This window comes from Desulfosediminicola ganghwensis, assembly GCF_005116675.2.
Taxonomy (GTDB): Bacteria; Desulfobacterota; Desulfobulbia; order Desulfobulbales; family Desulfocapsaceae; genus Desulfopila; species Desulfopila ganghwensis.
The window spans coordinates 1,213,459-1,237,674 of record NZ_CP050699.1; the positions used below are offsets into that span (position 1 = coordinate 1,213,459).

14 protein-coding genes are annotated in these 24,216 nt (G+C 43.7%); 7 read left to right on the plus strand and 7 right to left on the minus strand.

The features are described 5' to 3' along the window. The first annotated feature begins 21 nt into the window (after positions 1–21). The 4 genes from FCL45_RS05205 to FCL45_RS05220 all read left to right on the plus strand — a co-directional run bounded on the left by FCL45_RS05205 (position 22) and on the right by FCL45_RS05220 (position 13,055). Complete coding sequence (locus FCL45_RS05205) at positions 22–924, plus strand: hypothetical protein (protein ID WP_136797072.1); 903 nt, start codon at positions 22–24, stop codon at positions 922–924. Further along, on the plus strand, positions 917–4,435 hold the full coding sequence (locus tag FCL45_RS05210; RefSeq protein WP_136797071.1) for a DEAD/DEAH box helicase: 3,519 nt from the start codon (positions 917–919) through the stop codon (positions 4,433–4,435). Before FCL45_RS05205 ends, FCL45_RS05210 begins: the two co-directional genes overlap by 8 nt. A 74-nt stretch (positions 4,436–4,509) precedes the next feature. Beyond that, positions 4,510–10,878 (plus strand): DEAD/DEAH box helicase, encoded by a 6,369-nt coding sequence (locus FCL45_RS05215; protein ID WP_136797070.1) that lies wholly within the window; start codon positions 4,510–4,512, stop codon positions 10,876–10,878. 5 nt (positions 10,879–10,883) lie between these two features. Then, positions 10,884–13,055, plus strand: coding sequence for a UvrD-helicase domain-containing protein (locus tag FCL45_RS05220; RefSeq protein ID WP_136797069.1), 2,172 nt, complete (start codon positions 10,884–10,886; stop codon positions 13,053–13,055). 388 nt (positions 13,056–13,443) lie between these two features. Here the strand turns inward: FCL45_RS05220 and FCL45_RS05225 are convergent, their stop codons facing one another. From FCL45_RS05225 to FCL45_RS05255, 7 genes are all read right to left on the minus strand, one after another. After that, complete coding sequence (locus FCL45_RS05225; RefSeq protein ID WP_136797068.1) at positions 13,444–14,019, minus strand: terminase small subunit; 576 nt, start codon at positions 14,017–14,019, stop codon at positions 13,444–13,446. Between the two features lie 341 nt (positions 14,020–14,360). After that, positions 14,361–15,653, minus strand: coding sequence for a replicative DNA helicase (gene dnaB / locus FCL45_RS05230; protein ID WP_136797067.1), 1,293 nt, complete (start codon positions 15,651–15,653; stop codon positions 14,361–14,363). Continuing rightward, positions 15,650–16,342 carry a hypothetical protein gene (locus FCL45_RS05235; protein WP_476700514.1) on the minus strand — a complete coding sequence of 231 codons (693 nt, stop codon included), beginning with the start codon at positions 16,340–16,342 and terminating at the stop codon, positions 15,650–15,652. Before FCL45_RS05235 ends, dnaB begins: the two co-directional genes overlap by 4 nt. A gap of 214 nt (positions 16,343–16,556) precedes the next feature. Beyond that, positions 16,557–16,868: a hypothetical protein gene (locus FCL45_RS05240; RefSeq protein ID WP_136797065.1), complete on the minus strand. Its 312-nt coding sequence runs from the start codon at positions 16,866–16,868 to the stop codon at positions 16,557–16,559. 219 nt (positions 16,869–17,087) lie between these two features. Beyond that, the gene (locus tag FCL45_RS05245) at positions 17,088–17,390 is read right to left on the minus strand and encodes a hypothetical protein (protein WP_136797064.1); all 303 of its coding nucleotides are present in this window, start codon (positions 17,388–17,390) and stop codon (positions 17,088–17,090) included. A 282-nt stretch (positions 17,391–17,672) separates the two neighbouring features. Then, positions 17,673–18,557: a hypothetical protein gene (locus tag FCL45_RS05250; RefSeq protein WP_136797063.1), complete on the minus strand. Its 885-nt coding sequence runs from the start codon at positions 18,555–18,557 to the stop codon at positions 17,673–17,675. A gap of 62 nt (positions 18,558–18,619) precedes the next feature. Further along, positions 18,620–19,879, minus strand: coding sequence for a tyrosine-type recombinase/integrase (locus tag FCL45_RS05255; protein WP_167495747.1), 1,260 nt, complete (start codon positions 19,877–19,879; stop codon positions 18,620–18,622). A gap of 765 nt (positions 19,880–20,644) precedes the next feature. Here FCL45_RS05255 and FCL45_RS05260 point away from each other — a divergent pair. The 3 genes from FCL45_RS05260 (at position 20,645) to FCL45_RS05270 (ending at position 24,176) form a co-directional block, all read left to right on the plus strand. After that, positions 20,645–20,857 (plus strand): hypothetical protein, encoded by a 213-nt coding sequence (locus FCL45_RS05260; protein WP_136797061.1) that lies wholly within the window; start codon positions 20,645–20,647, stop codon positions 20,855–20,857. 890 nt (positions 20,858–21,747) lie between these two features. After that, complete coding sequence (locus FCL45_RS05265) at positions 21,748–22,446, plus strand: hypothetical protein (RefSeq protein ID WP_136797060.1); 699 nt, start codon at positions 21,748–21,750, stop codon at positions 22,444–22,446. Positions 22,447–22,625: 179 nt separating this feature from the next. Beyond that, a complete protein-coding gene (locus FCL45_RS05270; RefSeq protein ID WP_176360001.1) occupies positions 22,626–24,176 on the plus strand; it encodes a transposase in 1,551 nt (516 codons plus the stop codon). The last annotated feature ends 40 nt before the right edge of the window (positions 24,177–24,216 follow it).

The window sequence follows — 24,216 nt, forward strand, 5'->3', positions numbered from 1 at the left end:
ATGAGTATTGATTAGGGCGATATGTCAAAAAAATCAGCTGAGAAACCACAATTACCAAAATTTTCGCAATGGTTGAATGTAGACCCCACTGTGAATGGAAAGAAATATCTACATGTTTTGCTGACTGAACTATCTGGTGTTCCGGATGAGTTTTGGCAGGAGCTTGTGGCATATATCGACCATGCGCATCAGGGAGCGAGAAACGTTTTACGGGCACCGCTTGGTGATAGTCTAAGCCCGGTTCATTATGGGAAGAAAATAGATCCCGCATTTGGGTACCCCCATAAATTTGACATTATTGCTTTGCAAGGTTTTTTTGGAGAGATTCTCACTGGAATTATTGCCGAACATATCGATTTATTGGATGACGTCGATTGGGAGGTACCAGTTTATCTGTTTCGAGCCCATACAACTGCATTTCAACAGTTAGAAGAAATAAAAAATACAGGTGAATGGGGAAAGAGAATAATGGGGAGAACCGGCGATGATGGACTGGCTTTTGCCCGTGATGAAGAGGGCAACATTGTTAGCTGGATGGCTTGTGAAGCAAAATGCACAAGGGGACATAGTGCCGCATTGATTAATGACAACCATGAAAAGCTATCGAAATCTGCGGTTAAAAAACCTGTAGATTTGTTACGAACTATAAAGGCATTAGAGGATTATGCCGATGATGATTATGCAAAAGAGTGGATAGACGCTTTACGAAAACTCTATTTTGAAAACGGTAGTGTGAAACGTTATGATTTTAGCGTCTATGTATGTGGGAGAAAGCCTGTAAGAGAAACAACATGGATACCGACTGATAAACCTCACACGAGCTATGCAGCTAAGAGAAAACTCAATGCTGCAGAAATCCAGATCTTAGAGGTCGTAGATAAGATAAAACGAATTTACAAAAAACTGGGGGAGATCCATGACTGATTTATCTCCAGAGCTTCTCGAATTGATTCATGCAAAAGGGGAACGGCTGGCCGGTGATAAGATGGCCAGGTCTATAGCTAGGCTCTATAGCCATCAAACACGATATCAGGAGAGTAGTGTTGGACTACTGTCCTGGAAAGCTGGTGAAGCAAAGCAAAGATTACAAGATGCAGAACAGTTGTTGGAGGCAGGATTACTCTTAAGAGAAACCGACCAGAACCAAAGTAAAAGGTATTTACGCAGAGCTGCTGAAATTTATGAGTGGTTGGGGGGAGTACAGGAAAATCCATCCGACGTAAATCTATACTTTTTTGCAGCTGCTTCATATCAGTTAGCAGGGTACTCGGCTAGAGCGCTTGGAGTTCTGAGTAAGGACCAGAGTAGAGGTGGGTATTCCAGAGCAATTTTTTATTTTTTAAAGGGTGATTATAAGAATCTTCAAAAAACAGTAATACTGGGTGTAAGGAATTTACAAGAGGCAGCAGAGCAGGCAGAAGATGTACAACTGAAATACGGTATTGATCTATCAATTGATGTTTTGAGGTGCTTTGGCATTTTCTGTTCCTGGCTTAGATGGGGTGAAGAAGATCGTATTGAACGGATTTTCGACGATATAGCGAGAATAAGTAAAGCTATGTTGTATGGTGATGATACGCATTCATGGCTGCTTGCAAGACTAATTCATATTATTTTTAGAGATAATCATGAAAAATCACTCAGAAGATCGGTGCAGGTACTGATTGGTACCGTAAATGAAACAGGACAAAAGGCGTTTGAAAGGTATGTCCAGAGATCGTTCAACTCAAATACAACCATAACTTGGCCGTCACAGTTAGCTGGTATTCAAGAGTTGTCAGCCAAAAATTCATTCGCACTATGCACTCCAACTGGATCTGGGAAGACAAGGATCGCCGAACTGGCAATACTTCAAAGTCTCTTTTCAACGAAATTTACTAGTCTTAGCGATACATCACCCATAGTTCTGTATCTCGTCCCTTCTCGCGCTCTTGCAATGGAGGTTGAAGCTACTATTGCCGATGTATTTAGAAGAGTTGGAATCGCTGATGTTTCTGTTTCATCAATGTATGGGGGAAATGATTGGGGCCCTTCTGATGCGTCAACAAATATTGAAAACTCCTGTGTATTGATCTCGACCCATGAAAAGGCTGAGGCATTGTTGAGGTTCTTGGGCTCTGGGATTGTTCAACGAATATGTTGTTTGATCGTTGATGAAGCCCACACCGTTGCGTTTGATGATAATATTGAAACGTTGAAAACGTCGAAAAATCGATCGCTCCACCTTGAGTCACTTGTCGGGAGAATATTTTCGTTAGTTGATCGTGACAAACTGCGTGTAGTTGCCTTATCTGCCGTTGCATCCAATGCAAAAGCAAACCTTGCCCAGTGGGTAACGGGAGAAAAAGAGAGTGCTGCGATTGCCACCCGATACCGTAGTACCCGACAATTAGTTGGTCGATTACTGTGCAACAGTAATGGTCGGACGAAAATCGAGTATGACATGTTGGATGGCCAAAGGCTTGTTGTGCAAGGAAGTTCTGAGGAAGAACGGCCATATATTGTCAATCCATTCCCCCAACATCCCCCTACTGGAAATGCATTTGCAGCGAGTGCAAGTTTAGAGGTGAAGATGCGTGCACACCTGTTGTGGAGTGCTATGCATCTTGCAGCAAAGAAAGAAGAGGGTGATAGCTTTCATGCTGTACTCGTATCAATAACAGCTAATCCTGAGCATTATGCAAAATCGTTTTTAGACTTATTGAGCAGGGACTGGAAAGATGTTGATAAACCAATATTTTTTCTCCAACCAGAAGAAGGGAAAAAGAAAAAATTATACGAAGACTGTTTAGCAACATGTGCAGATTGTTTTGGTGAAACATCCAGGGAGTATAAGCTGTTAACTTATGGAGTGGTATTGCATCATGGCAAAATGCCTTCCGTAATGTCGAATATGCTTATTAAGCTCATTCAAAAAAAGATAATAAATATCGTTGTAGCTACTTCGACTATATCAGAAGGTGTTAATTTACCTTTTGAGACAGTACTCTTGCCAACCCTTCATCGTTATCCTGGTACGCTTTCTGTAAAAGAATTTGCAAATTTAATCGGTCGAGCAGGTAGGCCGGGAACATCTATTGAGGGAAGGTGTTTAGTCCTATTCAACCCGTCATCTAGCAGCGTATCACATTTTCGAAGTTTAGAGGCATATGAAGAGTGTGTTGAAGAACTCGTTGGCTCAGTAGGCGAATTAGATGATTCTGATGAAGATACAAAGTATGGGCCACTTGCAGAGCTGATCAGATATATTTGGGAGCAATGGAAACTGCTAAGTAAATCTGGAGAGGTGGATTTGTTCTTTGAATGGCTCGAAACCGCAGTTTTTGAGAATGATGCTCCAGAAACTGAGAATTATGCCCTGTTGGCTTTAGATTCATTTGATGAGTTTTTACTTGCTGCTATATGCGAGCATGAAAATGATGATATGGATGAGGATCTTGAAACTCATCTTGCAGATTTATGGAAGCAGACTTTTTCATATTACTCAACCTCATTTAATGATGTTTTTCAGGAATGCGTGACCGTCAGAGGTAAGGCCATTGTAGAGAATGTTTATCCTGACCCTAAAGAGCGTAGATGGTTATATAACACATCATTACCCCCTCGAGATGGTAAAATAATTCTTAAAAAGCTTGATGATATTATAAAATTACTAGAATCTGCAAAAGATTATGTTGAATGGGATTCGGAGGAAAGGATCTCTTTCTTTCTTGCTTTAATGGATGAAGTTCGGGAAATACCGTCTTTTCACTTTGAAGACGCAGGGAACTTTACACGTGCTGATGTGCTTGGATGGTGGATGAAAGGGTATGGGCACACTCTTAATAGGCAACCGGCGGTTGCTAGTATCTCTCGTTGGTATAAATATGGCTCTGTAAACTTCGCGTATTTATTCAATTGGGGCGTTGGGTCTATTGTCGGCACTTTACTTGGTGATGTCGATTCAGATAACGGAACCCTACAACGTTGGGAGAATGCTGGTTATCCTTGGGCTGTTTTATGGATTAAAGATATGATTTCCTGGGGGGTGCTTGATCCTGTCGCGGCTTGGTTGATGAACGAAAGAAGAGTAATAACCAGGGATGATGCAATAGAGGAAGCACAGAAATATTGGGATGAACATGAATCGAACATTGATGATTCGCTTCTGGATCCTCGTTTAATTAGGAAGTGGTTTATTTCAGAGAAAAAAGAAAAGAAAAAAATCAGAAAGAAAAGGACAGGTATTCCTATAGAACAGATAGTAAAAATAGATTTGTTGCCTAATGATAAATGGAGAGTTCTGCCGATCGTTGTTGGGGATAAAATCCTATGGAATGATTCAGCTTGCTATCCCCTAGTTAAGTCAGATATCCCGGCAGATTGGGAGAAAATTGCTAAACGGGAATTTATTTTGAATGTTAAGAAACGGCAAATATCTGTTCTCAAGAAGTAAATAAATATCAATGCACTGTTATCGAACTGCCTGCATGAGTCGATTGCAAAGATGGTAAAAGGAAGAGTAAACATATGATCCCTTCAGTACTGGCCCAACATGTTGAGCAGGGGGTAAAGGATTTTCTGCGCACCACCTTTCCTGTAACGACTCCGCATTTCGATGAAGTACTTGAGCGTTTGCTCGAAGAGCCAGGAAACGTGTTTAAAGGGCCGTATCTGGATATACAGCTGCCTTTTCAGCAGGGTAAGGGCGGTGTTGGGTATTTCCCTGACCTGCCAATGAAATATCCTCCGTATCTCCATCAGGAAAAGGCGTTTGATCGGTTGTCCGGAGAAGATCCCAAGGCCACTATTGTTGCTACAGGTACAGGTTCAGGTAAGACCGAGAGTTTCCTTTATCCTATTCTCGATTACTGCTACAGGCATCGTAATGAGCCGGGTATCAAGGCCATTCTCATATATCCGATGAATGCGCTGGCATCAGATCAGGCGGGACGACTGGCGAGTCTTATTTTTAACAGTAAGGCGAAAGGGCATGTTACCGCCGGTATCTATGTTGGACAGCAGGAGAAAGAGCCTACCAAAGTGATGCAGGAGGAGAGGCTGATTTCAGATAAGAGTACAATGCGTCTCTCTCCACCGGATATTCTGCTTACAAACTATAAAATGCTCGATTACCTGCTGCTCCGGCAGGAAGATAAAAAACTCTGGGAACATAATACACCTGACAGTCTCAGGTTTTTGGTTGTCGATGAACTCCATACCTTTGACGGGGCGCAAGGCGCTGACCTGGGTTGTCTGATACGTCGTTTGAAAGCAAGGCTTGCGATAGAAGAAAAATACTTATGCTGTGTGGGCACCTCTGCTACTTTAGGTGATGGCGGCGTGCTGGATGAACTGCTTGACTACAGTTCCGCTGTATTTGGTGAGGAGTTTACGAGAGCCTCTGTAGTAACTGAATTCAGGCGATCTGCCGGTGAGTTTTTGGCCGATGGTTTGATAGCTCGTTCGGATGTTATACCTGCAGCACGGGTGGACATGCTAGATCCTGAATCGTATGAATCCTATGAAGAATATATCAGGGCCCAGCATGAGCTGTGGCTCGATGAGGAGATTAAAGGCGACTTTGCAGAAAATGGTTGGCGGATCAAGCTAGGCGAGCAGCTAAAGCAACACCTATTTTTTCACAACCTTATCAGGATCCTTAAAGGCGGTGTAAGCAGCTACGAAGAGATTTTCCTGCAGTTTGAAAAGATTAATAAAGAATTTCGGGATGGGGACAGAAAATATCAGCAGAATTTGCTGAACAGTTTGCTGGCTCTCATCTCTGAAGCCCGGGCAATCGTATTGAGCTATTCTTCTGATGGTAGTACAGAGGAACAGTACATGCCTTTTTTGAATGTGCGTCTTCAGCTTTGGCTCAGGGAATTGCGACGCATGGTATGCGAAGTTGCAGAGCAGCCTGTTCTGCGTTTTGCCGATGACCTCAATGATGAACAATTAAATATCCATCTACCGCTGGTTCATTGCCGTGAATGCGGCAGTATGGGGTGGACCGGGCTGAAGAAACAGAATAACACGGCAGTGATGGGGGAACTGAAGAGTTTCTATCAGGCCTTTTTTAAGCATGACCCAAAAGTTGTATTTATTTTTCCAGAGAAAAATGATGTTCGGGAGCAGGCTCCGCGGGTTGGCATGTATTATTTCTGCCCGAGATGTCTTCATGTAACTGCAGAATCACGCTCCGGTGGTTGCGGCCATTGTGATCATACGTCGTTGCTGCTGGTCTATATGCCGGATACGAGAGTAAAAAGGAAAGATAAACAAGCAAGTGTCAATGACTGCCCATATTGCAACAGTCGAAACAGCCTAACTTTGCTTGGTTCTCGTGCAGCCAGCCTGACCAGTGTAATGATTGTGCAGCTTTTTTCATCGACGTACAACGATGACAAGAAGCTATTGACCTTTTCCGATAATGTACAGGATGCAGCACATCGGGCTGGATTCTTTAACGGCAGGACATATCGATTTAACTTCAGGGCTGCCCTTCAGCAGTTTATTTTGGCCGGAGGGGATGGCCTCCCGTTAGCATCTGTCCCTGATGCTTTCATAGAATACTGGAAAAAGTGGGTTGATCAAAACCAGTATATATCCACTTTTCTTGCCCCGAATATGGAGTGGTTTAAAGATTATGAAGTGCTGCAGCAAACCGGGACATTGCCTAGCGGATCAAAACTGATTGAGGATATAGATCTCAGAATCGGTTGGGAGATCAACTGTGAGTATGGCTACCAGGCCAGGATTGGTCGAACATTGGAAAAAACTGGTTCTTCAGTCGTCCACCTTGATCAGGATTTGCTGGATAGGGTTGTTACGCGCCTGCTACCAATTCTACAAAACGAATTTGGGCCACTACGCACATTGAAAGAGGAAATGCTTGGGCGGTTTATTCTGGGCTTTCTTGTGAACTTAAAGAACCAGGGTGGCATTTTTCAGCCTTCTCTCAGGTCGTATGTGGTTGATTACGGTAATACCTACCTCTTGAACAGAATAAACTGGCTACCGAATTTCGGGAGAAATTCACGATCCCCATCTTTTCTTACCACAAAGTCACAAACTCGATTTGACACACTCCACAGCACCGGGAAAACGCACAGGACATGGTACCTGAACTGGGCGGATAAATCTTTTGCAGAATTAATTACCCTTGTGTCAGGAGGCGAAACTGTCTCCAGAGACATTTATAAACCGGTACTGGATGCACTGGTTGAGGAGAAAATTCTAGTAGAGCTTGAGTCCAAAAAGGACAAAATTTGGGGAATCTCAACAGATGCGCTAAAGGTTTCTCTGCGTGTGAGCCAATATCGGTGCAGTGAGTGCGGGCACAATCTCTCAGTTGCTGAAGAAGAGGAATCGTATTTTGAAGATGGTAATTGTCTGCGTTTTTATTGCCCTGGTACATACAGCAGACTTTCAAATGGCGTTGATTATTATGGCAAACTCTATGCAACTGGAGATGTTGCCAGGATCTTTGCCCGGGAGCATACCGGACTTTTGGCAAGAGATGTCCGAGAACAGTTGGAAATAGATTTCAAAACTGAAGAAGACGAGCGGAAGCCCTGGTATCCTAATCTGCTTTCTTGCACCCCGACCCTGGAGATGGGTATTGATATCGGTAGCCTTTCATCACTTGTGCTCTGTTCGGTACCTCCACGGCAGGCAAATTATGTGCAGCGTATTGGCCGGGCAGGTCGACGCGATGGTAATGCCCTGAATCTTACGGTCGCCAATGCTCGGCCTCATGATCTGTATTTCTTTGCCGATCCGAAAGAGATGCTGGCCGGACATGTTGAATCGCCGGGCATCTTTCTTGATGCATCTGCTGTGCTTGAGCGACAGGTCACAGCTTTTGGTTTTGACCGGTGGGTTGCTCTTTCGGATATCGCTCTTGTTCCTAAAACTTTGGGCAAGGTCCTGGGTAATCTGGACAAAGTGGACCCCAGTAAGTTCCCCCATAATTTCATAAAGTTTATAGAAACACATCAGGTTGATCTTTTTCAGCAATTCCTGGCCCTGTTTGTTGGTAGGTCACAATTAAGCGATGAGTCTGTAGAAAGGCTGAAACGTTTTGTTGAGGGAGACAGTAAAGGGGAAAGCGGACTTCGCCTTGCGATTATGAATGGTTTGCATGCCAGAAAACTGGAACGGGACTCGCTGCAAAAAAAGACCCGTACGCTTACCAAAAAGATCAAGGCGAAAAAGGGTGGTCCAAAGGATATGAACTATGAGGAGGAACTTCGGGATCTCGAGATAGAAAAATCGGCTCTTCAGTCTCTTGTAAGAAATATCAAGAACCGGGACACCTTTAATTTTTTTACCGATGAGGGATTGTTGCCGAACTATGCTTTTCCTGAGGTCGGCGTCATGTTGCGTTCATTAATCTACCGGAGAAAAAGTAAGGTTCAGACTGGTGAGAGTAATTACGAGACCTGGCATTATGACTACGAGCGTCCGGCAGTGGCAGCCATTCAGGAACTGGCCCCGGCAAACACCTTTTACGCAGGAGGACGGCGTGTAACGATCGATCAGGTTGACATGGCTGTATCAGAAGTGGAAGCCTGGAGATTCTGTAATAACTGTGCGCATAAAGAACAGGTTGGTACTGCAGAAGAAAGGGAGAGTTGCGTTGTCTGTGGAAGCCCGATGTGGTCCGACAGTGGTCAGAAAAGGCAGATGTTGAAGTTGAGGCAAGTGTTTGCCTCGACAGCGGATAACAAGAGCCGGATCAGTGATGACAGCGATGATCGTGATCCGGTCTTTTATAACAAGCAGATGTTGGTGGAGTTTGACGGTAAACATGTGCTTGATGCGTTTAAGATTGATGCGGATTTTCCTTTTGGTTTTGATTTCATTTCAAAGGTTGATTTTTGTGAAATCAACTTTGGTGAAGTGAGCGAGATTGGCAGCAAAGACACCATTGCAGGTAAAGAAGCAGTTCGCAAAGGTTTCTCTCTGTGCAAGGTGTGTGGAAAGTTGCAGGAGAAGCCGGAAGAGCCCGTGCATGATTTATCCTGTACTGCTCGTGACAAGACTTCTGAGAAGAACCTGATAGAGTGCATATATCTTTACAGGCAATTTACCTCTGAGGCGATCAGGATACTGCTGCCAGTTTCTATAATTGATGAATCTGAGCGTAAGCTGCAATCACTTATTGCTGCAATTCAATTTGGTTTAAAGCTCAAGTTTAAAGGGAAGATCGATCATCTGCAGTCGACGGTGGCAGAGGAACCTTTGCCTGATTCGGCCTTGAAACGAAAATACCTTGTTATATACGACAGCGTACCTGGTGGTACAGGGTACCTGAAGCAGTTGATGCGCTCAGATTCACAGCTGATGGAAATTTTCGATATTGCTTTAAAGGCGTTACGTGCGTGTAACTGTAACCAGGTTGAAGGTAAGGATGGCTGTTATCGTTGTCTCTATGTGTATAAAAACAGCTTTTATATGCCTGAGACTTCAAGAGATACGGCGATTGACCTTCTCTCTGAAATATTGGGCTATCGTGAGCAGCTCGTTCGAACAAAGAGCCTTTCATCAATTTCCTTCAATTCGTTCCTGGAATCTGAGCTTGAAGTCAGGTTCATAGGGGCATTAAAACTCTATGTAAAGGATGCTGAAGGGACCTTTAAAAATGATTTGTTGAATGGCAATAAACCAGGCTATTTCTTTAGTTTTCAAGATAAGGCCTATTATGTAGAGCCTCAGGTTGAGTTAGGCTCTGCGGATGGTGTGGCCATAGCATCAAGGGCAGATTTTGTCATTCGGCCTGCACGATCTGGGCAGGGAGGAAAGCCGATAGCTGTTTTCCTTGATGGATTTGCTTATCATCGCGACAGAGTCGGCCAGGATATGGCGCAACGAATGGCCATAGTTCAGAGTGGTAAATTTCATGCATGGTCCCTGACATGGTACGACGTTGAAAACAAGTTTGAATCAAAGGGTGCCTACTGGCAGAAGATGTTGGAAATCAGTTCATTGCCCATGGGCAGCAAGTATGATGTGCTGTTGCAAAGTTTTGGTGTCACTGGCTTTAAAGGGTTGGAGCAGCTTAACAGTTTTGAATTGTTATTTAAATTTTTAGAGAACCCGGATAGCGACCTCTGGGCGAAGTATGGGTTTACCCTGGCTACTCTTTTTAGTGATCATGCAAGATTCAATAAGCCTGGCGCTTTGGAGGAGTGGACGACGGAACTTGAGACTCGTTTCCCATATACGATTTCTGACGTTGTCAAAGAAAGTGAATGCCCATGTCTTTATGGTCATCGTGAATATGAGACTGACGTAGACGGCAAGAAGATAATGAGCCTGTTGATGGTTGCAGAGCAGGCAGCTATCAAACCACCGCAAAATATGAATGGTGTTCGTCTGGGGTGTTGGCTGGATGATAGTGAGAAGATAAGGACAGATGAAGAGTTTCGTTCTTTCTGGAATGGGTATTTAGCTCTTTATAACATATTTCAATTTCTTGGTTATTCCTATTTCGTGACCCGGGAGGGTGTTGCGGATTCGGTGTATGGTGAATTGAAATTGGCTGTATCTGCCTCATTTACTGAAAGGACTTCAGAACTGTCCGCTGCAGATGATCCCGAATGGAGCGAAGTAAAGGAGCTGACGGATGATTCACTGCATGAACTACTTAACCTGTTGAGGGGCGCTGGTTGGCCAATACCGGTCGTGGGATATGAGTTGGAAGGCGAAGATGGAGAAATTATGGCCTCTGCCGAGCTTGCCTGGGAAGATGCATCAATAGCATTTCTCGAGGAGAGTGAATTGGAGTTTCAACCAAATTTCACCAAGAAAGGGTGGGGCACCTACTCCATAGTTGAGGTGTTGGAGAATCCTGAGAAGCATTCAAATTTATATACGGATAAAAAGGACTAAAACAGATGGCATCAGCGAATGCAGCAAAGGTAGCGATAGCATCGGAATTTTTGAATGCCTTTTCGAATATTCCGAAAAAGCAGCAGGGCAAGGTTATGGAATTTATTGCAAAGTTTCGGGCAAACCCGCTTGCTCCCTCTATCAACTATGAAAAGATCGCATCTTTCAAGGATCAGACTTTACGTTCTGTACGGATTGATAAAGTGTATCGCGGGATAGTAAAAAAACCTGATACGAGTAACGTATTTCTGCTGCTTTGGGTTGATCATCATGACAAAGCCTATCAGTGGGCGGAGAATAAGAAATGTACGATTAACCCGGAAACTGGAAGTCTTCAGGTATATGAGGTTGATGAAGTCAGTCTGCAGGAAGCTGATAGTACTAAATACCACAAGCATGATAGTGATTCAGGTGAACAGCCATTATTTGAAGAATATCGTGATCGTCAGTTGCTGAAACTCGGTGTCCCTGAAGAATTAATCGTACTTGTTCGTAAGATCATAACAGAAGATCAACTTGATAATGCAGCCAGGCAGCTTCCGGCAGAAGCAAGCGAAGCTTTGTTCGCTCTTGCAATGGGGTACTCGTTGGAAGAGGTTTATCAAGAGATTGGCCGGTCTGAAGCTGAAGAATTTACAGTCGATACTGAAGATTACGCGAAAGCACTGGAAAACGCGGATACCAAGCGGCGTTTCTTTGTAGTTGAAGACGATTTGATATTGCAGGAAATCCTTGATGCACCTTTGGAAAAATGGCGTGTATTTCTCCATCCATCACAGCGCAATCTCGTAGAGCGGGACTGGAATGGTCCGGTACGTGTTTTAGGCGGTGCGGGTACGGGTAAGACGGTTGTTGCCATGCATAGGGCAAAGTGGCTTGCACAGGAGCGATTCATTCGCAATGAAGAAAAAATCCTTCTGACCACGTTTACTCGAAATTTGGCAGCCGATATCAAAGAAAATCTTGGAAAAATCTGTTCCGATGACACCATGAAACGGATCGAGGTGATCAACCTTGATCGTTGGGTAGCCCATTTTTTGAGAAAGCACGATTATAATTATGAAATTGATTACGGGAAAAAATCCGCCCCACTCTGGGAAAAAGCCTTAAGCCTTGCTCCTGAAGAACTTGGTTTGGGTGATCAGTTTTATAGAGAGGAGTGGGAGCGCATTATCCAACCATATCGGATCAGTACATTCGCTGAGTACGCAAAAGTTTCTCGAGTAGGGCGTGGAACCCGGTTGAATAGGAAAGAGAGAAAACTGATTTGGCCGGTGTTTGAAGAATATCGATTGTTGATGAATGAGAAAGGTCTGCGTGAGAATGTCGATGCTATAGGTGATGCCAGGGCGTTACTGAAGGATAAAGGTGATATCCTTCCATATAAGGCTGTGATTGTTGATGAAGCCCAGGATATGAGCGGACAGGCATTTGAGTTAATTCGACAGATGGTCCCCGGTGGTAATCAGAAAAACGATATCTTTATTGTGGGTGACGCCCATCAGCGCATTTATCGGCATAAGGTTGTTTTGGGACAGTGCGGTATCAACATCGTCGGCAGGGGTAGGCGGCTCAAAATCAACTATCGAACTACTGATGAAAACCGCAAGTGGGCAGTTAACCTTTTAAAAGGCGTGAGCTTTGATGATCTGGATGGCGGGCTTGATGATCAAAGAGGGTACAAATCCCTGGTATACGGAGAAGCACCAGTTGTGAAAGTATTTACCTCATTTCAGGAGGAAATTGAATTCATCAATAACTATCTGGAAAGAGTTGAAGCTGAAGGTGGCGCTTTGAATGAGGTATGCCTGGTTGCCAGGACTCATGAGTTACTGAAGCAATATGAAGGTGTACTGACAGCCAAGAGTCGAGAGACATTCTTTATACATCGGAGCGAAGCCGAAAATCGCAAAATTCCAGGGATTCGATTGGCAACAATGCATCGTGTGAAAGGGTTGGAATTTGACCGGGTTGTTATTGCGGGTGTTAATGATGGAATGGTCCCTTTTACAAGGATGAGTGAAGGAACCTCTGATAAGGTTGTTGAGAGAGAAAGTGAGATACAAGAGAGAGCTTTGCTCTATGTTGCGGCTACGCGTGCTAAACGCGAGGTTGTTGTGACGAGTTTTGGCAAGGTGAGTAAGTTTCTCGGGCCGCAGCAACTTTGTAAGGGGTAGTTTTACGATTGGTTGAGTGATAAGAAGAGTATCGGACATGTCCTCCACATTCTTATGGATTGATCATGACTCGAAAGCTCGGGAACGCACGTTTTGAATCTACATTTAGGGGAGTTTGATGTATTAGTGATTCATCATTCTAGCTCGGATAATTCACGGGGCAGGCTATTTCATGTGCAAGGCATCAATGGTGAAGCTGAAGTAGCCTACTGCAACTCCCAGATAATGCCGCACATGATCCTGTCAGGCTCGGTCGAAGGGTGAAAGCGCCAAATCTATACCCACCGGTACAAACGGTAATTGTAAAATATCTAGTAATTTCGATCTATTGTTACGAAATTAAAAGATAAAATAAGAATCATGCAGTTGTTTTTATGACGTTTTCGGGCTAGCCCTTAGGTAGGCCTTTACTTGTTCCGTCTATCGAACTGATGATGTCATTGATCACCTGCTTTGTCGTGTCTCCTAGTTCAATCTCTCGTTTTTCTTGCCATGCTGAAACATTGACATGGCGACCAATAAGTTCCAAGACCTTAAGTTTGTCTGGCCATCGTATTTTCTTTAATTGGCCAATTGATGAGCGGCGAGCAGGCCCAGTTCCTTTAAAAATTTCCTTAAATTCGACATTAGAGACATTCTTTCGCCAAACGTCCGGCCATTCTTTAATAGGCTTCACTATCCCTTGGTCGGTAAGAATGTCGGCAACATCCATTTCCAGAATTTCAACCAGTCTCATAAGCTCAAGCTCTGCGTCCATCTGGACCTTTTCACAACGATTTTTTTTGGCTATTTGAATGGCGTTGAAAACGTGAGGTTTGGACTGACTATTACTGACCCAAACGTATGCTTTGTTATCTGCTGTGCTCTTTGCATAGCCAGCAACTATGGCTGCTCTTTTCGGATTGAGGTCCACCAAATATTCATTTACGAACCTCTGTTCTCTTGCATTTAATTTCGGATTCATTCCAATTTCCTCCCGGTAGAAGTAGTAATGCGAAAAGACTAAAATTCTATGTTTAAGTGTGATTCTAGCCAGCCTGGGTCCCTATGACATTGCCTTGCACTTGTGTTTTAGTTTCACCCACCTCTGGTCGCCACTTTTAGATTCATTCCAGGTGATTAAGTCTGGATCGAGATCTTTTTGTCGCGTTATTCCGAAGGCTTGCCGGGCGCCTTGAGAAGTCGTGCCATAAATCAAACAGTATAGTGTGGATGGCTAATTTGTTTGAAATGTTGCATAACCAGGCCTTGGTCCCCCGGATGATCTGGAATAGTGAGAGTGACACCGTTTCTTCTCGTTCATTCTTAGGATGAAGGCGTGAACTCCGAATAACTGAACCGGTTTGTGCCCAATTTGACATTTCCAGTCGGTCCGGAACGATTCTTGGAAACGATGAACTCAGCTTCCCCTTTGCGCGGATTATTTTGACCTGTGTTGTAAACCTCATCCCGATAGATGAAGGTGACAATGTTGGCATCCTGTTCGATGGCGCCAGAATCCCTCAGGTCTGCCAAGGTGGGCCGTTTGTCCGTCCTGCTTTCAACACCTCTATTGAGTTGCGAAAGTGCTATAACAGGTATTTTTAGATCCATAGCAAGGCATTTGAGGCCCCTGCTCAACGAGGCAACTTCCTGTTCGCGTGTATTGCCTTCTCCCCGCATAAGTCCCAGATAATCAACGATGACGAGACCTAAGCCATGCCTCATATGAAGGCTTTTGGTTGTAGCGGTAATCTGATGTATGGAGAGTCCTGGTTGGTCGTACAGAAAGAGAGGAACTGTCCGGAGCTCATTGGCTGCATGTTTAATCCTCTCGCGTTCCTTTGACGAAATGTGCCCGCTACGGATTCTTGTCAGCGAAACCGACGAGGCCCTGGAAAAGAGCTTTTCTGTTAGTTCTCCCCTTGCCATCTCCATGCTGAAGAAACAGACTGGCGCTCCTGAACGAGCAACATTTTCAGCTATATTTAGCGCTAGGGTAGTTTTCCCCATAGAAGGTCTTGCAGCCAAAATAATTAGATTGGTTGCAACAAGTCCACCAATGAGATTGTCAATGTTTGTATAGCCTGTAGGCAATCCAGGTAGGCCACCACCGTTGTCGGTTCGCTGAAAGATGTTTTGCAGGTCTTCCGTAATAGTGTCAGCTAGTAAAGTGGCTTTGCTTCCCTTCTGGACAGTTCGCAGAATCGCCGGGGAAAAGTCTTCAATGACGGTGGCTATGTTTTGACCAGCTAAAATTGCGTTTTTTGCTTGATCAAGATCCTGCAAAAAACTTCTGGTAGAGGAAAGCCGTTTAACAGTGTGGCAATGCGAAAGACTGGGAATGAATGCCCATGAAGTAAGAGAAGCTATATGCTCTGCATCGTCTGCTTTAAGCTTTCCCGATTCACGCAAAGCATTTAGCAAGGAAACCATATCAACTTCATTGCCTGTCGTGAATGTTTGTTTGATTGCCTGGAAAAAGCGCCTGTATCGGCTTAGCGTGAAATCATCGTGGATGAGGATATCGAGCGTTTCAGGAACCAATACCGGCTTCAGAAGCAATGAACCAATAGCTCCCCGTTCAGCCTCTTCGCATTGTAGAGCCTTCTGGATCATATTCCTGCCTCCACCGTCTGGAATGAGTCACAGTTTTCAGGGTTGAAGTCAGGTTTGCTGAGATTGGGGCATGGTTTGGGATGGTTGTAATTGCATCGGGTGCAGTCGTTACTAGTGGTCATGCATATTTGTTCTTCATCCTCCCAGCGGCGACCGCCAATCCATCCTTGTGCCATTTTTGGGGTCTGGCCTTTTGCAATGAGGGTTTGTCGTTTTATTGCTTCACGCTCCGCACCTATAAGAATGTCCTCGATTAGATCAGGCTGATAGACGGTAAGGAAAGCGTCTGCTGCCTCTGCCTTGCCTTTGCGATAATCGAAAGTTTTCCAAAACAGGTTAAAGTCCCATAGGATTTGTCCGGTTAGTTTCTTCTCTTTTTTCGAAAGGTAGAAATCTTCATACACATCATCTGTATCGGAAGATGCAGTATTAGTTTTATCTATACTTTCCTTTAGTTTACTTTGTTGCATTCTCGCTCCAGAGTTCCCCGTAATCTCTATACTGGTTGAGTTTTCTGCCCGAGAACTATCGTTTTCAGAACGAGAATTCGGTTTTTCAGGCAGGGGGGTTCTCCGCTTGAGGTAGACTGGTTCAAGGTTTTTGACAAAATTATCACACCAGATGATTTTGTTATCATAAAGCTGTGGGTCAATTGCTTGCAATTCGGAGAGAAAATCCAATATCTGCATGGTTTTTTCTCCGGAAACTTTCCACAGTGCCGCGAGGTAATAGAGGTCTGCCGGTTCTTGGATGCTGTAACTGTGTCCATGAGTTCGGCCCAGAAGCTCAAGGAGTTTGAACCAAGCGGCGTAGCCGTCATTACCGAAACTGTTTTGTAGTGAGTAGAGAGTCTTCCCATGGTGTACGTCGTGTGGGAAATATTCGACAGTTTCTTTTCTGGGTCTAGCCACACTGTACCTCCTTTTCGAGAGTCTCATCTTTCTCAGCAGCAATTGGTGGAATGCAGATAGTGAGGGTAACGGTATCAAGGTCGGTTTCTACTTTGAAGCCCCAAGTGCTGCCATGTCGCTTGAGTTTGTTGGCTACGTCCTTTGTTTTTGTTATCCCAAGTGTTGTTTCGCAATAACTGATGGGCAGGCACCCATTAGAAGTACTGCTCAGCAAATATGCCAAGAGAGTTCTTTCGTCTCCTGACAGTTTCATTTGAAGGGTATGGAGACGGATCATTACTATTGTAGGGATATTCACAATCATTAGACGCCCTCCTTGTTTACCATGCTGGGGGCTTGGCTCCTTTCCCTAATGTTGTATGTCTTCTTAATGCGATGAAGTAGTCCCAGAATTTCAGTATACTTGTCAGTTTCGGAGTATTGAGATGTTAGGTGAGGTGCTTTGTTTTTTTTCTGTAATTCCGAGGCGGCCTCTAAGCTACCAGGCTTGTTCGCTGGGGCCGCTTTAGCGGTGTTTCGCATGTTACACCTCCAACCTATCCAGCAGAAACTGCACACTGCTGGATTTTGGCAGAATAGTGTTTCTTCCTAACTTGAACGCTCCGCTAGGCCCCTTATCCTGGGACAGCAGATTGGCTATGTATCTGGAGGAGTATGCTCCGGCTGAGAACTCGCCGAACTTTTTGAGGGGAACAATTTCCCCAGGCCACGCTTCAGCATGTTTCAGGATCGTGTCTATTGCTTTTCTACGTTTTCTTTCCTGGTCTTCTTTTGTTGAATTACTTGGGCTTGCATAGTCCACCACTTGTACGTTTAGGGTGTTCATAATTCTCCATGATGATCTAAGTCAGAAGTTCAGGTGTCGACCCCTGAACTATGAATCGCATGCGACCTCATTTAGGCCAACTCTATCATCAAAAAAGAGTCTGTCAATTTTAAAAATCACGTTAATACGGTGATATATGTGGAAATTGTGTGGGTCGGGCAGATGTGAGATGAGGAAATCTGATATGATCAAGAAAGATGCGGAAATGACAATAGTACAACGAGATAAAAGTGAATGTTCATGTGGAAAATTTTAGGGACGTAATGGTAGGTGATAGGGAAATTATTTTTTTTTTGATTTATTAGAAGTACGCTTGAAGATAAAGTCTCTCAAGTCATTAGCAGTGACTGTAGGGATTTTTTTGGCTCCGAGCGGTTTGTAATTTATCCTAAGCCCTTCTTTTTTGTAATTCCTCATCTGTCTAGGGCTGACCTTTTTTTGGCCTAGGGAGGCCCATGCAGCTATAATTTCTATCCATCCGGTGTACTCTTTATTGTGTTGTTCTGATGAATTTTCATGAGCAATTGTACTCTTGGGCATAAGGTGAGGGAATTCTAATTCAAAATCAGGCCACCAAGGAATGTGTTGGGTGATGTCGCTATTTACTGCCCATTGGAAGTAAAACTCTTTATATTCTAGTCTTTTATCGTTTTCTACTATCGCTTCGGTTCCTTCTGATGTTATCCATTCCTCAACAATGATATTGAAAATTCTCTCACTTTCTTCATAATACTTTAGCCAGCGTTTACAGTTTTTCATGATGTCCTGGTCTATGAAGTTGTTCAAGCAAAAGGAAGGTACCACATTAGATTTTGTCAGCATGATGAAGTCATTCCTGGCTGAAAGAAGACAGTTCTCAGCTTCTTTCCTATTTGACTTTATCTCATTCTCAAGCTGTTCTTTGCTGTAAAAAGAGTACAAATCATGAATGTACTCAGATCCAAGCTTATTGATATGCTTGAGCTCAGCAAAATTCAGCAATCCTCTCCATTTAATTTCAGCTGGAGTTACGTCCAAGCCAGAAAATAGTAGTATAGCCATGAAAGGGTTCCATTTTTTTTTCAAGAGCCATTTGTAGGGTGGAGGGCTATGCCATTCCCCGTTTTCATATGCGGTTAAGCACTTATTTACATTTTCTTTATGTAGAGAGCCTGCTTTGGTTTTCATCGTCATAGGTATTTATCCTGAAAATTCGTTACAATTTAACTGGGCCAGGAGTATAAATTTGGTCACGCAGTTTTCAACTCGATGATTTTGGCAGTTTTCTCTTTGCCTAAAATGCGGTCAATTTCGTTGGCAAGTTTGTTGAGCGCATCAGCTTTTTCTTGCAAGTAGTCATATCTGTCGTAGACGCCCTGAATTCCTCCCTGCGCATGATTCAGAACCCTCTCACGGATGTGGTGCTTTATATTCAAGCGACTCATGATTGTTCGAGCCGTTCTCCTCAGATCATGTGCCGTCCAGTCGGTCACGCCAGAGGCTTGTTGGACTTTCTTTCTGGCTTCCTTGGTGGATTTGGCATGTCCGCTATTGGCCCCTTTGTTCAGGTTGTACCTGGAGGGGAACACAAACTCACTCTCTTTCATCCAGAGCATTTTCTTGGTAAAGCCAACACCTTCTTTCCTATCTCTCAAAATTGACAATACTTGGTGAGATAAGGGAAGGAGGTGGTCATTCCCGTTTTTGGTGTCTTTGAGGGTCCATACACCAGAATTCAGGTCCAAGTGTTCCCATTTCATGGCCAATATCTCTCCTGGGCGTTGTGCTGTGAGAATGCCAATTTTGAGTATATCTCTTGGGTTGGGTCGGAGCCTTTCGAAGTGAGGCCATAGACAACGGATTTCGTCATCAGTGAGAAACCGTTTTCTGGCAGGCTCAGAACCTCCGGGTTTGTCGAGCCATTGCATTGGGTGGATGTTTATCCAACCGTTGGCTAGCGCGACCTTAAACATCACTCTAAGCAATGTATGGAGTCTGTTTGCTGATATGGGGGCTTTTGCTGCCACCTTGTTCAGGAGAGAGGAAATGTGGATGGGTGTAATATCCTCAACTTTCATGTCGCCAAGGGCAGGGGATATGATCTTTGTCCATCGGCGATTTTCTTCGTATTCCGTACTAGCTACTTTCTTTTTGGCTTTTCTATTGAGGGTCGCTTGATATTCTTCCCAGAGGTCAGAAACAGTGGGGGCTGACCTCCTGATAACTTGCTCTTGCATAGGGTCATGGCCTTCATGAATTCTAGCCATGGTGTCTGCTGCAAGCTTCCTGGCATCCTTCAGACTGAGTTTTGGGTAGGTGCCCAAAGTAAATCTCTTCACCTTGTTGGATTCAGTTTTGTACATGATGAACCAAGTTCTTTTGTCCTTCGGGCTGATCCTTAGCCCAAAAGATCCTTCACCATGCTTGCGACCTTGCTCGAAGTACTCAACTGTTTTTGGTTCTGCCTTAAGGTTCTTGATCGTTAAGGGGGTGAAGTTTATTTTCGGCACCTGTTTCTCCTTCAGGTTCGGGAAAGGAAAATTTGCATGCAAACATTTTGCAAACTTTTTATAGGTTATTGAGGATGAGAACAAGTGATGCTATATGAAGTAGCTTTAACACTAAAATGGTGCTAAAGCAATGAAAATAGGATTTATTTATATTGCTTTGTGACGGTAAATGAAATTGTGTGAAATTGGCAAAAATGATAGCAGTAACTGACTTGGGAGCAGGAGGCCGTAGGTTCGAATCCTACCGCCCCGACCATCGAATATAAAAAGGGTTCCAGCTTTTAGCTGGAACCCTTTTTTCGTTTGTGCAGAATTTGTGCAAACAACTGCCAGTCTATCCGAATTGACTTCTGATCCTGTAGGGCGTACCAGATACTACAGTCATTTAGTCTCTATCGCCATAACCTCAGCAGTCCTTACTCTTTTACCTTTCAGCCACCATCTTCTAACGATTTAATGGACATCTAAGGCCAGCTGATGGCCAAATTCTTTGGTGTTACTTCTGAGAACACGTTTCCTGGTTAAAGATCCCATGATTTTCTTAGCGAAATTCTGTGGTCTGACTTCCCAGGTTTTATTGAATTTGGGTGTTACGTCCGTTGGCAAAAGAGGATCTGTGATCACCGGATAGCCAAAATTCAAGACCTGACTACGCTCATGTTGTGACCACGCTCATGCTGTGTGATCACCGGCACCTCAATTGGAGTTCTTGCCGCCTATCGAGGGGCCACCGTCATCCATGCCTAGGTATACGATCAGCAGGTTATGCGCCGCCTATCCTTATCCTTTGGGGTCCATGCCGATTATATCCACATGGATCTTGGCAACGGCACCGCCTTGCAGTCGTCAATCTGCAGTCTTGTAGCAGAAAACCGTTTTCACGAAGACGACCTGTTCGTCATTCTCGCAGGCAGTTTCGGTCCCCGCCAGGGAGCGACCTATATCGGGATCAGCTACAACAGCGAACTTCAAACTTAAATGTCGCTGACAATATTTTTTCTGATTCCCGCTCATCTACGGCTTGAAAATGTGAGGAGAGAGGTGTGAGGTGAGGCGTAGCAGATTGACAAATGCCACCCCTTGAAATGGATTCATTTTATCGAGTTGAAGGGAACATTTTTGTAGGTTTAGGCTTTTATTCCTCCCCCTAACTCCTTGCTTCTCACGCCTTGATTCGTGAAGCTGAGCTTTTGGGGGAAAGCATATATTTTAGAGAATATATGCTGATGAATTGAGAGAGTTAGAAAAAAAGAACTCGTGCTACGCTGAGTACTGTCTTGCATGGCAAAAGGGCATTCTGACTCTTTCTGCCCTCAAAAGGAAATATTGAATTACAACCAAACGATACTGTCTCACTATCAAGAACTACTCTTCACGTGCTTGTTTCGAACGTAATGTAACTCCCAGCCTATAAAGACTGACAAAACACTGTTTACTGATCTTTTTGTATACTATTCGACATAACACCAATTGATGTCACTGGCGATTTGACAAACCAACTAAATGTAGTTGTACGATATCGTAGTACACAATATGCAAGGTTAGGAGAGTCTAACGATTATTGAAGTTGCGTAATATACCCATACTCCTATATCACGGATATTTGCGTATTATAGGAACTCCCAGGAGTTGCCTGATTAACGCTTGCAACTTGAAAATCAATCGCCTACTATGCAATAAATGAATGACATTATAACAAGATAAGCAGTTTGTTGCACAATCCGAAAAGAAATATACCACAACGGGTAGCTACCCGTTGTGGTAGTCGTATTTACTTAAAATGATGCAGAAATCCCCAAAAAGGGAGTACTCCTATATTACACGTTATGTGATCAGTACAGTACATGGAATCAACCAGATCATTAAAAATGAAATTAGTCAAACATTCTAAATGGTTGTTTTTAAGCTGCTCTTTACTAGGCATTTTTTGGTATTTCTATCCATGTATCTTGTTTGTTTGGCTATGGCATTTCAACTATAATGATGAATTTCGTAGTTATGTTAACTGTGTGCCAGAAGAACAATATGTTAATACAGTATTCCGCAATCCTGATACGTATGAAAAATTTTATGATGTCAAAATTAATTTGTTTGAATTTGGAGCAGATCAAATAGAGAGAAGTGAGAAGATAATTCAGCTAAAAATGCCGAAAGGTAAAGCTATTATATTTCATAGTCCCTACCTATTGCAAGGCTCACAAAAAACTATAGCAGGGCAGTCTATAAATTACTTTGATCTCCAGGATCGTTTAAATATTATTAACCAGACATCAGGCGACATTTCCATCTTTAACAACAGGAACAGAAATGTAGAAATTCTTCAAAATATAATCTTGAAATCGATTGGAATAACCAAGGGTGGTTATAGTAAAATCTTATTAGTAAAAAATGATTATTTTGATACAATTTGTAAAATATCCATAAAATCTGATAATGGATATATGTGCTTTGTATACATTTTTCAAGATGATATTGAGTTGCCTGTAAGTGTTGTAATGAAAGATTATGAAAATGTTAATGAAGTTGAAAATGACTTAATTAAATTAATTCGTTTGTTTAAAGCGTAAAAAAAACAAAGGTAACATAACAATTCGTTAGAGAGGGACGCGCAAAAGGCGCGCGCCCCTCAACTCCACGTTGAACCTGTAGAAAAAGGTATTGGTCATAGCAATATCAGGCATTTAGGGTTATATTTAGCTTCATTCGATGGTAATCAACCCCTTAACCCTGCCGAAAGTCGGAAGCCATGGCCAAATACAAGCCGTATTCATACGCTCAGGGGATGTTCATACCAGTATTCTTCAATGAGCAGATACAAAAAGGGACTTTCGAGTACACCCTGAACTATCTGGTCGATCACGAACTCGACCTTTCCATCTTTGATGCCAGGTTCACCAACGACGAAACTGGTGCCCCAGCCTATGACCCACGGATTTTGCTGAAGATTATCCTGTTTGCCTATTCACGAGGTATTACTTCTAGTCGTGCAATTTCCGAGTGCTGTGAGAAATACATCCTTTTCATGGCCCTTTCAGCCAATACCAGACCCCACTTCACAACAATTGCCAGTTTCGTCTCCAGTATGGACAAAGAGGTTGTCTCTCTCTTTCTTCAAGTACTGCTGATCTGTGACCAGCAGAACCTTATTGGCCGAGAGATGTTTGCTATTGATGGCTGCAAACTCCCAAGCAATGCCTCTAAGGAATGGAGTGGCACCAAAGCCGATTTGACCAAAAAGGTTGAAAAGATAGAGCGAGCTCTGCACAGAATGATCATCCGTCACAAGTCCATGGATCTTGAGAAGATAGAGCCGGAAGTTCGGGATCATGAAGAGAAATATAAGAAGAAACTACAAAAAAGTGCTGCCAAGATAAGGGATTGGCTGAAAGACCATGATGACCGACGTGGCAGTGGCGGCAAACCGGTTAAATCAAACATTACCGATAATGACTCTGCCAAGATGGCTACATCGAAAGGGGTAATACAGGGGTATGTCGGTGTTGCCTCAGTGGACAAGAAGTACCAAGTCATTGTTGGAGCAGAAGCCTATGGGCAGGGCAGTGAGTCCAATCTCCTTATACCTTCGCTGAAGTCGATACAGTCTAACTTGGAACAGATAGGCGACCAAGATGTATTTGGTAAGGCCAAAGTTGTAGCGGATAGCGGTTATCATTCCGAGAAGAATCTCGAGTACCTCTATACAGAGAATATAGATGGGTATGTTGCGGATACTCGTTTCCGCAAACGAGATCCTCGCTTTGCCACAGCAGAGCGCTATAAAGATCTCCCCGCTTATCACTTTGCGACCAGGGCCGGTGGAAAGCGACTCTTTCGGCCTGAACATTTTACTTTCGCTGATGATTTGAGCCACGCTATTTGTCCGGCCGGCAAGAAACTCTACCGCAATGGCTGCAACGCCAAGGTGAAAGATTATCAGGCCTACAAGTTCAAAGGAGCTAAGCGAGACTGCCTCCCATGTCAATTGCGACGTGAGTGTTTACGCAAGCCAGAGAAAACCGAGGCCCGCCAGCTAGCTTACTTTCCGGGGAAAAAGCGTAACGGTAATGAGCGATTCACAGAGAAGATGAAACGAAAGATTGATTCAACCATTGGTCGAGCAATCTATGGCATGCGACTCGCTGTTGGTGAGTCACCCTTTGGCCATATACGGTCAACCATGAAACTTGATCGATTCAGTCTTCGAGGAAAACGAAAAGTGAATGCGCAGTGGAACCTGTTCTGCATGGTCCATAACCTGAAAAAGATCCACTCGTATGGAGCGGTAGTAGGCAGCTGACAGGTAGATCGTAGAGGAGAATAGTCCCAAGAAGGTTCAC

Coding starts and splice junctions, on each gene's coding strand:
- FCL45_RS05205 (WP_136797072.1), top strand. CDS start 22: ATGTCAAAAAAATCAGCTGAGAAACCACAATTACCAAAATTTTCGCAA.
- FCL45_RS05210 (WP_136797071.1), top strand. CDS start 917: ATGACTGATTTATCTCCAGAGCTTCTCGAATTGATTCATGCAAAAGGG.
- FCL45_RS05215 (WP_136797070.1), top strand. CDS start 4,510: ATGATCCCTTCAGTACTGGCCCAACATGTTGAGCAGGGGGTAAAGGAT.
- FCL45_RS05220 (WP_136797069.1), top strand. CDS start 10,884: ATGGCATCAGCGAATGCAGCAAAGGTAGCGATAGCATCGGAATTTTTG.
- FCL45_RS05225 (WP_136797068.1), bottom strand. CDS start 14,019: ATGAATCCGAAATTAAATGCAAGAGAACAGAGGTTCGTAAATGAATAT.
- dnaB (WP_136797067.1), bottom strand. CDS start 15,653: ATGATCCAGAAGGCTCTACAATGCGAAGAGGCTGAACGGGGAGCTATT.
- FCL45_RS05235 (WP_476700514.1), bottom strand. CDS start 16,342: ATGCAGATATTGGATTTTCTCTCCGAATTGCAAGCAATTGACCCACAG.
- FCL45_RS05240 (WP_136797065.1), bottom strand. CDS start 16,868: ATGATTGTGAATATCCCTACAATAGTAATGATCCGTCTCCATACCCTT.
- FCL45_RS05245 (WP_136797064.1), bottom strand. CDS start 17,390: ATGAACACCCTAAACGTACAAGTGGTGGACTATGCAAGCCCAAGTAAT.
- FCL45_RS05250 (WP_136797063.1), bottom strand. CDS start 18,557: ATGAAAACCAAAGCAGGCTCTCTACATAAAGAAAATGTAAATAAGTGC.
- FCL45_RS05260 (WP_136797061.1), top strand. CDS start 20,645: ATGCGCCGCCTATCCTTATCCTTTGGGGTCCATGCCGATTATATCCAC.
- FCL45_RS05265 (WP_136797060.1), top strand. CDS start 21,748: ATGAAATTAGTCAAACATTCTAAATGGTTGTTTTTAAGCTGCTCTTTA.
- FCL45_RS05270 (WP_176360001.1), top strand. CDS start 22,626: ATGGCCAAATACAAGCCGTATTCATACGCTCAGGGGATGTTCATACCA.